Origin of the sequence: Streptomyces sp. NPDC020192 (assembly GCF_044388685.1) — a bacterium.
Classification (GTDB): domain Bacteria; phylum Actinomycetota; class Actinomycetes; order Streptomycetales; family Streptomycetaceae; genus Streptomyces.
The window spans coordinates 139,875-154,225 of sequence record NZ_JBIRXG010000008.1 but is presented as its reverse complement, the minus strand read 5'-3'; the positions used below and the strand labels follow the sequence as shown (position 1 = coordinate 154,225).

The following is a 14,351-nucleotide window of genomic DNA, read 5'->3' as shown; positions in this document are numbered from 1 at the left end:
TGCTGGAATTCCACGGACCGCCGCAGGATCGAGCCGGCGCACAGGGGGCGCTCAGCAGCGCCGAGTGGCGGGCGAGAACAGGGGGAACGAGGGCGGTCACTCAAGACCACCGGGGGGCGTATTCAGGGCGCTCCCCACGACGCCGACACCGTGTCCCTCCGTTCGCGCGGAGGGGTGCCTGGTCCAGAGGTTGCGACGCTAGTGCAGGGACGTTTCAAGAGGGATGGCAGCGCTTCGGCGGAGCCGGAGCCGCACAACGGGACTGGCCCCATGAAGGGCGGCTCCTCCCCCCAGCACGCCCAGAACCCGGGCCAGGCCCCGACTCCGGACGGCGGTGAGCGCGGCGGGCGTCCCGGCGCGCCGGGACCGGCCGCATCGTCCACGGCGTCGGCCACCGGCGGCGGCTCCGGGGCCACCACACCGACCGTGAAGCCCGCCAAGAGCCAGACCGGCAGCGGCTCGCGCATGGCCCTGCGCAACTGGCGCATCTCCACGCGTCTGGTCTCGCTGCTCGCCCTCCCCGTGGTCGCCGCGACCTCGCTGGGCGCGCTGCGCATCGACCAGAACATCAACGACATCCAGCAGCTCGACAACATGAAGCTGCTGACGGACATGACCAAGCAGGCCACCGAGCTGGCCGCCGCGCTCCAGGAGGAACGCGACCAGTCCGCCGGTCCGCTGTCGCACGGCCTGAAGGCGACCGACTACACGGTCAAGGGCTACCAGGAGAAGACCGACCGGGCCCGCGAGAACTTCCTCAACTCCTCCGAGCAGATCGACGCGGCCAGCAAGAACGGCAACCTCCAGGGCGTCCGCGACGCGCTCGTCGGCCTCGCCAACCAGCTGGACGACCTGGCCAAGATCCGCCGGTCCGCCTACACGGCCACGGGCAACTCGACGCAGACCATCGAGTCGTACCACCGCCTGATCACCCAGCTGATCTCGCTGTCCCAGGACATGGCCGAGGCGTCCAGCAACCCGGAGATGATCTCCCGCACCCGCGCCCTGGCGGCCTTCTCCACCGCCAAGGAGTACGCCTCCGTGCAGCGCGCGACGATCGCCGCCGCGCTGCCCGCGACCACCGCGTCCAAGGGCGACCTCACCGAGAACGACCGCCTCTACGGTCAGTCGGCGTACGAGAGCGAGAACTCCGAGCTGGCGATCTTCCGCAAGATCTACGCCAGCCAGAACGCCGAGGAACTCCTCAAGCCGATCGACGAGGGCAACCCGACGATCGAGACCGCCGACACCTACGCCAAGCGCGCCTTCGAGTCCGCCAACGGCATGCAGCAGCTGCCGGCGCGGTCGTACCGCGACTGGGTGGACGACAGCTCGACCAAGATCGAGCAGATGAAGAAGATCGAGCACACGCTGCTCGAGGAGATGGAGCAGAAGGCCCGCGAGCTGAAGAGCGCCACCCAGCAGGACGCCATCATCTCCGGTGCGCTGATCCTGCTCGTGCTCGGTGTGTCGCTGGTCGGCGCCTTCGTCGTGGCCCGGTCCATGATCCGCTCGCTGCGCCGGCTCCAGGAGACCGCCACCAAGGTCGCCCAGGACCGGCTGCCCGAGCTGGTCAAGCAGCTGTCGGAGTCGGACCCGCAGGACGTCGACACCTCCGTCGAGTCCGTCGGTGTGCACTCCCGGGACGAGATCGGCCAGGTGGCCGCGGCCTTCGACGACGTGCACCGCGAGGCGGTCCGCCTCGCCGCCGAGCAGGCCCTTCTCCGGGGCAACGTCAACGCGATGTTCACCAACCTCTCGCGCCGCTCCCAGGGCCTCATCCAGCGTCAGCTGTCGCTCATCTCCGAACTGGAGTCCCGCGAGGCCGACCCGGACCAGCTGTCCTCGCTGTTCAAGCTCGACCACCTCGCGACGCGTATGCGCCGTAACGGTGAGAACCTCCTCGTCCTCGCGGGTGAGGAGCCCGGCCGCCGGTGGACCCGCCCGGTCCCGCTGGTCGACGTGCTCCGCGCCGCCGCGTCCGAGGTGGAGCAGTACGAGCGCATCGAGCTGGCCTCCGTGCCCACCACCGAAGTCGCCGGCCGCGTCGTCAACGACCTCGTGCACCTGCTCGCCGAGCTGCTCGAGAACGCGACCTCCTTCTCCTCGCCGCAGACCAAGGTCAAGGTCACCGGTCACGCGCTGCCCGACGGCCGCGTGCTGATCGAGATCCACGACACCGGTATCGGCCTCTCCCCCGAGGACCTCGCGGCGATCAACGAGCGGCTGGCCTCGCCGCCCACCGTGGACGTGTCGGTGTCCCGCCGCATGGGTCTGTTCGTGGTCGGCCGGCTGTCCCAGCGCCACGGCATCCGTATCCAGCTGCGCCCGTCCGACTCCGGTGGTACGACCGCGCTGGTCATGCTCCCCGTGGATGTGGCCCAGGGCGGCAAGAAGCCCGCTCCGGGCAAGCCGGGCGCGCCCGGTGTCACTGGCCCCGCCGCCGCGCAGGCCGCGGCGGGCGCTGCCGCGGCCCGGCGGCAGACCGGCAACCCGGGTGGCGGTGCCCTCGGCGGCGCCCCGGCCGGCGGTGGTCTGCTCGGTGCCGGCCCCGGCCCGCGCGGCCAGGTCGGTGCCGGCCAGGGTCCCCGGGCCGCGCTGCCCGGCGCGGGCCAGGGCGGCCGTCCCGGTGCGCCGGGCGGAGCGCGCGGTCCCCAGGGCGGTCCCGGTGGACCCGGTGGTTTCGACGGTTTCGGCGGTTCGCAGCAGGGCCGGCCGGTGCCCGCGGGTTCCGGTGCGGGCGGCTTCGGCGGCCAGGCTCCCGGTGCCCCGCAGGGCATGCAGTCCGCGAACCCGGGCGGGCCGCAGCAGGACGCCTTCGGCGGCCGTGGCCAGCAGCGGCCCGGCGCCCCCGCCGACCAGGGCCGTCAGCCCCAGCTGCCGCCGCGCGGCGGTCTCCGGGCCGAACTGCCCGGCGCCGACCCGCAGCCGCGCACCCCGGGCTGGAGCGACTCCGGTGCCCCGCTGTCGCGTGCCTCGCTGGACACTCCGCGCGGCCACGACGAGCAGGACCCCTCGCACACCGCGCGCATGCCGCACATCGACGACCGCCAGGGTCCGGGCTCGACCGCTGAGATCCCGGCGATTCCCCGGATCGACGACCACGGTCCGTCCGCGACCGGCGAGTTCCCGCGCGCGGACCTGAACGGCTACAACGGCGCCCAGAACACGGGCCAGTTCCAGCGGCCCGACAACCCGCAGCAGACGGGCCAGTTCGCCCTGCCCGACAACCCGCAGCAGACCGGGCAGTTCCCGCGCCCGGACAGCCTCCAGCAGACCGGCCAGTTCGCGCGTCCCGAGGCTCCGCAGCTGCCGGGTCCGTTCGACGGCCACGGTGGTCAGCAGGGTGCGCAGGGCTCGCAGGGCTCCGACCCGTTCGTCCGCTCCGACATCTTCGGCACCCCGGCGCCCGCGCGGCAGGATGACGGCGCGCGGGACACCGGCCGGTTCGCGGCTCCGCAGGCGTACGACGGTGGCTTCGGCGGCGGCTACGACGGCAGCTCCACCGGGCAGCACTCCCTGCCCGGACGCCAGAACCCGGCCCACACCGGCCAGTTCGAGCGCCCGCAGCCGCCCGCCCGGGACGACTTCGGCGCCCCGCGCCCGCCGGCCCCGCAAGCGCAGCAGCCTCAGCACCCGCAACGTCCGGCGCACCGTGAGCCGGAGGCGCTGCCGCCGGCCAGCGGCCCGTCCGACGGCCGTACCCCGCTGTACGACACGCTGGAGACCAACTGGTTCCACGGCGGTCCGCAGGCGGACAACGGGCAGGCCCAGCAGCAGCCGCAGGCACCCGCGCCACAGCGCAACGCCAACGGCGGCACCAACGTCAGTGGCAACGGCTCGAACACCGGCTCGTGGCGTACCTCGCCGAACGACGAACTCGTCCGGCAGGCCGAGCGCGTCCGGCAGCCCGCCGCGGGCGGTATCACCACCTCCGGCCTGCCGCGCCGGGTGCCCCGGGCGAACCTCGTCCCGGGCACCGCTCAGCAGCAACAGCACCAAGCCGGTCCGCAGGTCTCGCGTGCGCCTGACGACGTACGCGGCCGGCTGACCAATCTCCGTCGGGGCATCGCGCAGGGTCGCCAGGCCGGCAACGGCCAGACCGGCAGCTTCCCGAGCCCCACTCACCAGCAGGAGCGTTAGTTGAGTCCGATGAGCCAGGCGGCACAGAACCTGAACTGGTTGATCACCAACTTCGTGGACAACACCCCCGGGGTGTCGCACACGGTGGTGGTCTCCGCCGACGGCCTTCTGCTGGCGATGTCCGAAGGCTTCCCCCGGGACCGCGCCGACCAGCTCGCGGCCGTCGCCTCCGGTCTGACCTCGCTGACCGCCGGGGCTTCCCGGATCTTCGAGGGCGGCGACGTGGCACAGACGGTCGTCGAGATGGAGCGCGGGTTCCTCTTCCTGATGTCCGTCTCGGACGGGTCGTCCCTTGCGGTCCTGGCCCACCCCGAGTGCGACATCGGTCTCGTCGGCTACGAGATGGCACTGCTCGTCGACCGCGCAGGGGCGGTACTCACCCCGGACCTGCGCGCCGAACTCCAGGGCAGTCTGCTTCACTGACCGCCCCCGGCACCACCCACCTCACCAAACCACCGTCCGGCCGCCACAATCCCCCCACCGGCCCCGTCAGACGGCACGACTGACCGACTTGCTGTTTGCTGTCCCGCCCGGAGGATTCGATGACCCCGCCCACCGCCCATCATGATCCGTACGCGGAGCCGTACGGGGACGAGGGCGACCAGCCGCTGGTACGTCCGTACGCGATGACCGGTGGCCGGACCCGGCCGCGCTACCAGCTCGCCATCGAGGCGCTGATCAGCACCACGGCCGACCCGGCAGCGCTCATGGGACTGCTCCCGGAGCACCAGCGCATCTGCCACCTGTGCCGTGAGGTCAAGTCGGTCGCGGAGGTCTCCGCGCTGCTGGCCATGCCGCTCGGTGTGGCCCGGATCCTGGTCGCCGACCTCGCCGAGGCCGGCCTGGTCGCCATCCACCAGCCTGGTGGCGACGAGAACAACGGCGGCGCTCCGGACGTGACGCTGCTCGAAAGGGTGCTCAGTGGACTTCGCAAGCTCTGACGCGGGCCGGGCCACCACCTCCGCGAAGATCGTGGTGGCGGGCGGCTTCGGCGTGGGCAAGACCACGTTCGTCGGCGCCGTCTCGGAGATCAACCCGCTGCGCACCGAGGCCGTCATGACGTCCGCGTCCGCGGGCATCGACGACCTCACCCACACCGGAGACAAGACCACCACCACGGTGGCCATGGACTTCGGCCGCATCACCCTCGACCAGGACCTGATCCTCTACCTCTTCGGTACACCGGGCCAGGACCGCTTCTGGTTCATGTGGGACGACCTCGTACGCGGCGCGATCGGCGCGGTGGTGCTCGTGGACACCCGGCGCCTCGCCGACTGCTTCCCGGCCGTCGACTACTTCGAGAACAGCGGCCTGCCGTTCGTCGTCGCCCTCAACGGCTTCGACGGGCAGCAGCCGTACCAGCCCGAGGAGGTGCGCGAGGCCCTGCAGATCGGGCCCGACACCCCGATCATCACGACGGACGCCCGGCACCGCGCGGACGCCAAGAGTGCGCTGATCACGCTCGTGGAACACGCGCTGATGGCCCGCCTGCGGTAGCGCGGGCCCAGGTCAGCGCACGCATACGTACTCAAGTACGACGTGCCGTACGGCAGTTGTCGTAAACGGACCGGAGTCGACTGTGGCCTTTGACACGGTCGGCTCCGGTGTTCATAACAGTTCGGCAGAGGAATCCCCGGGTATCACCACGCGACGCAGTCAGGCTGTACCGCTGCGCTCACGAAGGCCCCGCCTTTTGGCGGGGCTCGCTCTTTATGCCCGTTTTATCTAGGGCTTACATCGGGGCTCATCAGAGGTTTCCGCTGTTTGGAAGAGCACTGGTCCACGTGCTGGAATGCCTGAACTGCCCAATAGTCAAAGACGTACTCAATGGTCGATGACGAACCGGGCTCTGAGAGACTGCGGCACGACGTAGGTGCCGACCGCCGAGAGGTTGTTGGTCGAGTGAGGCGAAGCAAGAACGGTCCCGAGCCGTCGGCACGGGGCAACTTCACCCCGCCGCCGCGCGCTGCGGCGCCCACCCCCGTTACCGGCGCGGAACCGGCGGCCACCCCGGCCCCGAGCGGCGGCCGTTTCTCCCCGCGCAACTGGCGGGTACCGACCAGACTGAACGCGATCCTGCTCATACCCGTGGCGGTCGGCCTCGTCATGGGCGGCTTCCAGGTGAAGAACTCGATCGACACCTGGCAGCAGGCCCGCGACGCCGAGAACACCGCCCGTCTGGTGCGCGCCTCGCTGTCGTACGCCGACGCCCTCTACAGCGAGCGGGACACCACCACGGCTCCCCTGCTCAAGGGCAAGCTGGCGACCGCCCAGGACAAGGCGACCGTCTCGGCGGCCCGTGACGCGACGGACAAGGCCGCCGACGCCTTCGACCAGGCGGCCCAGAACATGCCGCACAAGTCGGGCCTGGAGCGGCGGCTGAAGCTGTTCCGCGAGGCGGAGCCCTTCCTGCAGACGCTGCGCGCCGGCGCGTACACCACCAAGTTCACCGGCGTGCAGACCGAGGAGGGCTACGTCAAGGTCGCCCACCCGCTGATGGAGTTCGCCAACGAGCTCGGTCTGGGCACCGGCAACATCACCTCCTACGGCCGTACCGTCTACGCCATCTCGCTCACCAAGGCGGCCCTGTCGCTGGAGCGGTCGATCGGCATGCACATCCTGGTCAAGCCGGGCCCCGACGCCCCGAACCTTGCCAGCCAGCGCGTCGCCATCTCCTCGTACGCCTATCTGGAGGGCATCGCCGTCGAGGAGTACATCGGCGGTGGCACCCAGGCCGACGCGGACAAGCTGGACGCGGAGAAGAAGGACATCCAGACCAAGGCCGTGGGGATGGCCCAGCAGGCCAAGGCCAAGGACCCGAACTACATCCCGCCGCCGTCCGACCCGCAGAAGATGGTCACGGCGCTCGCCACGCTGGACTCCACCGACCCCGCCGCGCGTGCGGTGCTCGCCCAGAAGGGCATCACCGCGGAGAACTGGTGGGCGGTCAACACGCTCAAGTTCAACGCCTACCGCGACATCGAGTCGGGCATGGCCGACAAGGCGGTGAACGAGGCCTCGTCCATCGCCGACGACGCCAAGAACTCCGCGTTCATCACCGGCGCCGTCGTCGTGGTCGCCCTGCTGCTGGCCTTCATCCTGGCCGGTACGGTGGCCCGTCAGATGAGCCGCTCGATGCGCCAGCTGCGTAACGCCGCCTTCGGCATCGCCGAGCAGCGGCTGCCGATGCTGGTCGACCAGCTCTCGCGCACCGACCCCGGCCGGGTCGACACCCGGGTCACGCCGATCCCGATCACCACCAAGGACGAGATCGGCGAGGTCGCCCGCGCCTTCGACCAGGTCCACCGCGAAGCGGTCCGGCTCGCCTCCGAGCAGGCCCTGCTGCGGGGCAACATCAACGCGATCTTCACCAACCTGTCGCGCCGCAACCAGTCGCTGATCGAGGGCCAGCTGACCCTGATCACCGACCTGGAGAACAACGAGGCCGACCCGGACCAGCTGGAGAACCTCTTCAGGCTGGACCACCTGGCCACCCGTATGCGCCGCAACGGCGAGAACCTCCTGGTCCTCGCGGGCGAGGAGCCCGGCCGCCGCTGGGACCAGCCGGTCCCGCTGGTCGACGTGCTGCGCGCCGCCTCCTCCGAGGTGGAGCAGTACGAGCGCATCGAGCTGTCCGGCGTGCCGGAGGCCGAGATCCACGGCCGCGCGGTCACCGACCTCGTGCACCTGCTCGCCGAGCTGCTGGAGAACGCCACCACGTTCTCCTCCCCGCAGACCAAGGTCCGCGTCACCGCGACCCGTCTCCCCGACGGCCGCATCATGATCGAGATCCACGACAAGGGCATCGGCCTGACCGCCGAGGACTTCGCGGACATCAACCACAAGCTGGCCAACCCGCCGACCGTGGACGCCGCGATCTCCCAGCGCATGGGCCTGTTCGTGGTCGGCCGGCTGTCCGACCGGCACGGCATCCGCGTCCAGCTGCGCCCCTCGGGCGAGCAGGCCGGTACGACCTCCCTGGTCATGCTGCCGGACGCGATCACGCACGGCGGTGGCGGCGAGGCGCCGCTGGACCGCGAGGAGTTCACCGTCTCGCAGATCATCCCGGAGCAGCAGTTCCAGGGTGAGCCCTTCGGCCAGGCGCAGCCGATGCGCACCGCCGCCGAGCTGGGCTTCGACGACAGCCGGTACGTGGAGGTCCCCGACGACATCCGCGACCTGGACCCGGTCGGCCGCTCCCTGATGCGCGAGGAGCGCCGGGCGGCCCTGGAGGCCCAGTCCCACGGGCAGCAGCCGGCCGAGCCGCAGCACGCGCAGCAGGAGGCCGAGGCGCCCGCGCCGTACGCCGACCCGCTGTTCGACGGGCAGCAGACGTACCAGGACCTGCCGCAGCAGGGCTACCAGGAGCCGGCCCAGCAGGCCTACCAGCAACCGGCGCAGCAGAACTTCCAGGAGCCGTCGTACGAGGAGCCGCAGCAGGTCTCGTACGAGGAGCAGCAGCACGGCTCGTACGGGGACCAGTTCTTCGCGCCGAACGGTGGCCTGCCGCAGAACGACGGCTTCTCGGCACCCGCGGGCGGCGGTTACCCCGATCCGGCGTACGAGGAGCCGGCCCAGTCGCACTCCTACCAGGACGACTGGCCGCAGCAGGACAGCTACACGAACGGCTATCCGGCCCAGTACGCTCCGGAGACGGAATCCTCGCAGGCCGATGACGCAAGTGAGCGGAACCGCGTAGGCTTCGACCGTCCGGGACCGGCCTCTCCCGCCGCCCACGAGCTGACCGACGCCGGGCTGCCCCGCCGCGGATCCGCCCCGAGCGGTTCCAACGGCTCGAGTGCCGCGAACGGCACGGCGCGTGTGCAGCAGGAAGCGCCGGCGCCCGCACCGACGGGCGCTCCCGGAGCGAACGGCAACAGTGCCTGGCGCTCGGCGAACGACGAGCGGTGGCAGCAGGCCGCGCAGCTCAGGAAGCCGAAGGCAGGCGGGGTCACCGCCTCCGGTCTGCCGCGGCGGGTGCCCAAGGCCAATCTGGTCGAGGGTTCCGCCGAAACCACCCCCCAGGGGGGCCCACAGGTCTCCCGCGCCCCGGAGGACGTCCGGGGCAGGCTGAGCAACCTGCGCCGGGGCGTCCAGCGCGGACGCAGCGCAGGCAGTGAAACGAACGGCCAGGGCTTCGGTCCTGACAGCACCTACAACCAGGAGCGTTAGTGTGAGCCCGATGAGCCAGGCGGCACAGAACCTGAACTGGTTGATCACCAACTTCGTGGACAACACCCCGGGGGTGTCCCACACGGTGGTGGTCTCCGCCGACGGACTCCTTCTGGCGATGTCCGAAGGCTTCCCCCGCGACCGAGCCGACCAGCTCGCGGCCGTCGCATCCGGTCTGACGTCACTGACGGCAGGCGCCTCCCGGATCTTCGAGGGAGGCGCCGTGAACCAGACGGTTGTGGAGATGGAGCGGGGATTCCTCTTCATCATGTCCGTATCCGACGGCTCCTCGCTCGCGGTTCTGGCCCACCCGGAAGCGGACATCGGCCTCATCGGGTACGAGATGGCCCTTCTGGTGGACCGCGCGGGCACGGTCCTGACCCCGGATCTCCGTGCGGAGCTCCAGGGGAGCCTTCTCAACTAATAATCGGACGGTGCGTATTCGCGTCCCGGGGCCGTAAGGTTTCGGGACGCGGCTCCACAGTGATGGGTGCCCGGCGCAGTCGGAGGAGGAGAGAAAGTGGCAACACCCCCAGGCGGTTCGCATACGGGCAACTGGTCGTACGGCCCTGGCCAGGGCCAGGGCCAGGGCGACGGCTCGGCGAACCGGTACAACTTCCCCTCCGCACCGAGCCACCGGCAGCCGTACGCACCGCAGGGCCCCGGTCCGTCGCCGTACGACCAGCCACCGGCCCCCCGCATCCAGCCGGTGCAACCGCAGCGCCGCCCCGAGCCGGCCCCCGCGACCGCATCGAACAACCCCCTGGTGCGTCCGTACGCCATGACCGGCGGCCGGACCCGCCCGCGCTACCAGCTCGCCATCGAGGCACTGGTGCACACCACCGCCGCTCCGCACCAGATGCAGGGCCAGCTGCCCGAGCATCAGCGGATCTGCAACCTCTGCCGTGAGATCAAGTCGGTAGCCGAGATCTCCGCGCTCCTGACGATCCCCCTCGGCGTGGCCAGGATCCTCGTCGCCGACTTGGCGGAGGCGGGCCTGGTCGCCATCCATCAGCCCGGCGGCGACGAGAACGCCGGTGGCCAGCCAGACGTGACACTGCTCGAAAGGGTGCTCAGTGGACTTCGCAAGCTCTAGCGGCGGTCCTTCCCGCTCCACCACCTCAGCGAAGATCGTGGTGGCGGGCGGCTTCGGCGTGGGCAAGACCACGTTCGTCGGCGCCGTCTCGGAGATCAACCCGCTGCGCACCGAGGCCGTCATGACGTCCGCGTCCGCGGGCATCGACGACCTCACCCACACCGGAGACAAGACCACCACCACGGTGGCCATGGACTTCGGCCGCATCACCCTCGACCAGGACCTGATCCTCTACCTCTTCGGTACACCGGGCCAGGACCGCTTCTGGTTCATGTGGGACGACCTCGTACGCGGCGCGATCGGCGCGATCGTCCTGGTGGACACCCGCCGTCTCGCCGACTGCTTCCCCGCGGTCGACTACTTCGAGAACTCGGGCCTCCCCTTCGTGATCGCCCTCAACGGCTTCGACGGCAACCAGCCGTACAACCCCGACGAGGTCCGCGAGGCCCTCCAGATCGGCCCCGACACCCCGATCATCACGACGGACGCCCGCCACCGCGCGGACGCGAAGTCGGCGCTGATCACGCTGGTGGAGCACGCGCTGATGGCCCGCCTGCGCTAGCGAGTCTCTGTACAAGGGGGCCCTTCCGTTCCGGAAGGGCCCCTTTGTCGTACCCGGCTGCCACACTGGTCACCACACCGGAGGGGGCATGCGATGAGCGCTGAGGCGGCGGCGTTACGGCTGGGGACGACCGTGGCGAAGGCCGCGGCCGACATGTGGCTGGGCGGCAGGCGGCGGGAGCAGGATCGCCGGCTGGAGATGTCCGAGCTGATACGGCTGCGAGTGTCGGGGCTCCGGTACCAGCGGGGCGTGCGGCGCCAGTTCGAGGAGATCGCGGACGCGGTGTACGACCGGCTGGCGCCGTTCCTGGAGCGGGAGTTCGGGGGGCTGGAGGAGAGCAGCCGGCAGGCGGTGATCGACGGGGTCTGCGACACGTTCGGGGCGGCGGATCTGTCGGACGAGGCGATCCTGGCCGCGGACGCGCATCCGGCGGAGCTCGTGCGGCGGGTGACGGGAGCAGTTGGGCCACCGGTGGGGTTCGGTGAGGCGGAGACCCGGCTGTACGAGGTGCTGTTCGCGGAGTGCGTCGAGTACTACGTGCGGATCGTGCAGGGTCTGCCGGTGTACGAGGAGCGTGCGCTGACCGAACTGCTCGGTCGTACGACGTCTTTGGGTGCGGAGATCGCCCGGGTACTGGAGCGGCTGCCGGACCGGTCGTTGTTCGCGCCGGAGGGGACGGACCGGGACGGGGGGTTCCGGCGCCGGTATCTGGAGCTGGTCAGCACCGGCCTGGACGAGGTCGAGCTATTCCGTCGTACGTCCGACCGGGCGGCCGCGCAGGTACGGCTGTCGGTGGCGTACATCAGCCTGCGGGCGACGGGGGACGAGGGCGGAGCCCGGCGCCGGTCGGCCAGGCACGCGCTGCCGCTGCTGCGGCCGGACATGAGCGACTGGGAGACCGGTGGGGGCGAGGGCGCCGGGATGCGGGTCGAGGCGGCGCTCGGAGGTTCCTCGCGGGTGCTGCTGCGAGGCGAGGCCGGCTCGGGGAAGACCACGCTGCTGCGCTGGCTGGCTGTCACGGCGGCACGCGGCGCCTTCACCGGGGAGCTGGCCGACTGGAACGGCCTGACACCGGTTCTCGTGAAGCTGCGGGAGTACAGCGGGCGGGCCCTGCCCCAGCCGGAGGCGATGCTCGACTCGGTGGCCGGCCAGATCACCGGGGTGATGCCGAAGGCATGGGTGGAGCGTCAACTGGCCGACGGCAAGGCCCTGTTGCTGATCGACGGCGTGGACGAGCTGCTGGACACCGAGCGGCGGGGGGTACGGGAGTGGCTGCACAAGCTGTTGATGGCTTACGGGGACGTGCGGGTGGTCGTCACCTCACGTCCGGCGGCGGCCGGCGCGGACTGGCTGCGCCGGGAGGAGTTCACTGCCCTCCACCTGGACCGGATGACACCGCCCGACCTGGCGGCCTTCGTACGGCAGTGGCATCAGGCGGTACGGGAGCTGGGCGAGGAGCTGCCGTGCACGGTGGAGGAACTGCCGCGTTACGAGGAGTCGTTGCTGACGAGTCTGAAGGACCGGCCGCATCTGCAGTCGCTGGCGGGCACGCCGTTGCTGGCGGCGATGCTGTGCGCGATGCACCTGAACCGGGGCAGCCAACTCCCGCGCGACCGGATGGAGCTGTACCGGAACGCGCTGCACACGCTGGTGCATGAGCGGGACGCGGACCGGAACGTGCCCAGTGCGGTGGACAGCCGACTGAGCCTGGGCGACAAGCTGGTGTTGCTGCGGGACCTGGCGTGGCGGTTGTCGGACAACAATCGCAGCGAGATCGCGGTGGAGCAGGCGGCCGTGCATGTGGGCAGGAAGCTCGCGGGGATGCGGCATCTGGAGGAGCACAACGGCGGCAAGGTGCTGGAGCAACTGCGGGACCGGTCCGGGGTGCTGCGGTCCCCCGCTGTGGGCCGCCTGGACTTCGTGCACCGCACGTTTCAGGAGTACCTCGCGGCCGAGGAAGCGGCCGAGGAAGACCGGATCGGCAATCTGGTCGAGCGTGCTCACCTCGACCTGTGGCGCGAGACCATCATCATGGCGGCGGGCCACGCCAACCGGCCTCAGCGGGAGGAACTGCTGGGCGGGATCCTGGACCGGGCGAGGGACGAACACCGGCACGCGCGGAAGCTGCGCCTGCTGGCGGCGGCTTGTCAGGAGACGGTTCCAGAGGTCTCCGAGGGGCTGGCGGACCGACTGGATGCGGCGGTCGACGCGTTGCTGCCGCCGCGTCGGCCGACGGAACCGGCCGGGCTGGCAGCGGTGGGGACGAGCCTTTTGCCGAAGTTGCCGCGCTCGCTTCGGGAGCTGACGGAGAAGGCAGCCGCTCAGACCGTTCGGACGGTGGCGCTCATCGGAGGCAGGGAGGCGCTGGACCTGTTGGCCGGTTACGTGGGCGATGAACGGAACGCCGTCGTCAAGGAGCTGATCCACGCCTGGGGCTACTTCGACGCGGAAGCCTACGTGGAGCAGGTCCTGTGCCGGGTGCCGCTGCGCGGGCGGGTGGTCGACGTCACCCACTCCGGCCAGTTGCGTCTGTTGTCCCGCCTGGGAGGCGTGGACACCGTCGCCATCGCCTATCCGCTCGACGACTTCACGGCGGTTGGCGAACTGCCGCCTCTCGTCAGTCTGTCCGTCGTCTCACCGAAGAAGGGGGGCGACCTGTCCGCCCTCCGGGCCCACCCGGAGCTGGAATTCTTCGGTCTGGCCGGCGATGTACCGATGTCCGACCCAGCCGTGCTCCGGGATCTTCCCCGGCTGCAGCAACTGGTGCTCGAGGTGCGGGACGCACAGACTCTGCGCACCCTGCGCCTGGGACCGCAGACCCGGCGTCTGGCCCTCATCGTGAGCCCGGGCGCCGACCTGACCCCCCTCGCCGAACAGCAGGACATCGCCATCCTGGACCTCTACACCCAGGAGCAGGGAATACCGAGGGGTCTGAACACGGTGACCGCCGTGCCGGGTCTCTGGCTGGGTCTTCACCACTTCGACGTCGCCGCCTGGCTGCGCTCGCCGGACTTCACCCCGCCCAAGCTGGAGCGCCTGGCCCTGAGCGGCTGCACGCTCCCGGAGGACCCCCACGCCCTGGACTTCCCCGGCGTGACGGTCGTCGTCCACTGACCCACCACGCACCGCGGCCCCGCCCTCCCGAAGGGAGAAGCGGGGCCGCGGTCGGGCAACGCGGGGCTCAGTGCCAGCTGTGCGGCGCGCGGAAGCCGCCCTCGCGCTCCAGGCGGCGCCAGCCGGCCCTGGGGCGGGTGCGGCGGGTCGGGGTGACGGAGGTGCGGGCGGCCGCGCGGGCCAGGAGGACGGCCGTGATGGCGGCGACTTCCTCGGGCTCGGCGTGGCCCTTCTCGACGCGGATGTCGGGAGTGCTCATGGGTT

10 protein-coding genes are annotated in these 14,351 nt (G+C 70.9%); 9 read left to right on the top strand and 1 reads right to left on the bottom strand.

Annotated elements, in window-relative coordinates:
• Window positions 1–201 precede the first annotated feature (201 nt).
• The 9 genes from ACH47Z_RS17710 (at window position 202) to ACH47Z_RS17670 (ending at window position 14,087) form a co-directional block, all read left to right on the top strand.
• Entirely contained in the window at window positions 202–4,143 is a 3,942-nt protein-coding gene (locus ACH47Z_RS17710; RefSeq protein ID WP_399074500.1) for a nitrate- and nitrite sensing domain-containing protein, read from the top strand.
• A 9-nt stretch (window positions 4,144–4,152) separates the two neighbouring features.
• On the top strand, window positions 4,153–4,566 hold the full coding sequence (locus ACH47Z_RS17705; protein WP_005479910.1) for a roadblock/LC7 domain-containing protein: 414 nt from the start codon (window positions 4,153–4,155) through the stop codon (window positions 4,564–4,566).
• A 119-nt stretch (window positions 4,567–4,685) separates the two neighbouring features.
• Window positions 4,686–5,084 carry a DUF742 domain-containing protein gene (locus ACH47Z_RS17700; protein ID WP_009190816.1) on the top strand — a complete coding sequence of 133 codons (399 nt, stop codon included), beginning with the start codon at window positions 4,686–4,688 and terminating at the stop codon, window positions 5,082–5,084.
• Window positions 5,065–5,640 carry an ATP/GTP-binding protein gene (locus ACH47Z_RS17695; protein ID WP_067004841.1) on the top strand — a complete coding sequence of 192 codons (576 nt, stop codon included), beginning with the start codon at window positions 5,065–5,067 and terminating at the stop codon, window positions 5,638–5,640. The genes ACH47Z_RS17700 and ACH47Z_RS17695 overlap by 20 nt, the downstream gene beginning before the upstream one ends.
• 405 nt (window positions 5,641–6,045) lie before the next feature.
• The gene (locus ACH47Z_RS17690) at window positions 6,046–9,315 is read left to right on the top strand and encodes a nitrate- and nitrite sensing domain-containing protein (RefSeq protein ID WP_399074498.1); all 3,270 of its coding nucleotides are present in this window, start codon (window positions 6,046–6,048) and stop codon (window positions 9,313–9,315) included.
• 10 nt (window positions 9,316–9,325) lie between these two features.
• Window positions 9,326–9,739 (top strand): roadblock/LC7 domain-containing protein, encoded by a 414-nt coding sequence (locus ACH47Z_RS17685; protein WP_003993185.1) that lies wholly within the window; start codon window positions 9,326–9,328, stop codon window positions 9,737–9,739.
• A 96-nt stretch (window positions 9,740–9,835) separates the two neighbouring features.
• Window positions 9,836–10,411 carry a DUF742 domain-containing protein gene (locus tag ACH47Z_RS17680; RefSeq protein ID WP_399074496.1) on the top strand — a complete coding sequence of 192 codons (576 nt, stop codon included), beginning with the start codon at window positions 9,836–9,838 and terminating at the stop codon, window positions 10,409–10,411.
• Window positions 10,392–10,973 (top strand): ATP/GTP-binding protein, encoded by a 582-nt coding sequence (locus ACH47Z_RS17675; RefSeq protein ID WP_026248371.1) that lies wholly within the window; start codon window positions 10,392–10,394, stop codon window positions 10,971–10,973. Before ACH47Z_RS17680 ends, ACH47Z_RS17675 begins: the two co-directional genes overlap by 20 nt.
• 93 nt (window positions 10,974–11,066) lie before the next feature.
• Window positions 11,067–14,087 (top strand): NACHT domain-containing protein, encoded by a 3,021-nt coding sequence (locus tag ACH47Z_RS17670; RefSeq protein ID WP_399074494.1) that lies wholly within the window; start codon window positions 11,067–11,069, stop codon window positions 14,085–14,087.
• A gap of 67 nt (window positions 14,088–14,154) precedes the next feature.
• Here ACH47Z_RS17670 and ACH47Z_RS17665 read toward each other — a convergent pair whose 3' ends face one another.
• Complete coding sequence (locus ACH47Z_RS17665; protein WP_399074492.1) at window positions 14,155–14,346, bottom strand: acyl-CoA carboxylase subunit epsilon; 192 nt, start codon at window positions 14,344–14,346, stop codon at window positions 14,155–14,157.
• Window positions 14,347–14,351: the final 5 nt, after the last annotated feature.

Excerpts from the sequence above, each read along its gene's own strand:
- ACH47Z_RS17700 (WP_009190816.1), top strand. The coding sequence starts at position 4,686 with ATGACCCCGCCCACCGCCCATCATGATCCGTACGCGGAGCCGTACGGG.
- ACH47Z_RS17665 (WP_399074492.1), bottom strand. The coding sequence starts at position 14,346 with ATGAGCACTCCCGACATCCGCGTCGAGAAGGGCCACGCCGAGCCCGAG.
- ACH47Z_RS17685 (WP_003993185.1), top strand. The coding sequence starts at position 9,326 with ATGAGCCAGGCGGCACAGAACCTGAACTGGTTGATCACCAACTTCGTG.
- ACH47Z_RS17705 (WP_005479910.1), top strand. The coding sequence starts at position 4,153 with ATGAGCCAGGCGGCACAGAACCTGAACTGGTTGATCACCAACTTCGTG.
- ACH47Z_RS17670 (WP_399074494.1), top strand. The coding sequence starts at position 11,067 with ATGAGCGCTGAGGCGGCGGCGTTACGGCTGGGGACGACCGTGGCGAAG.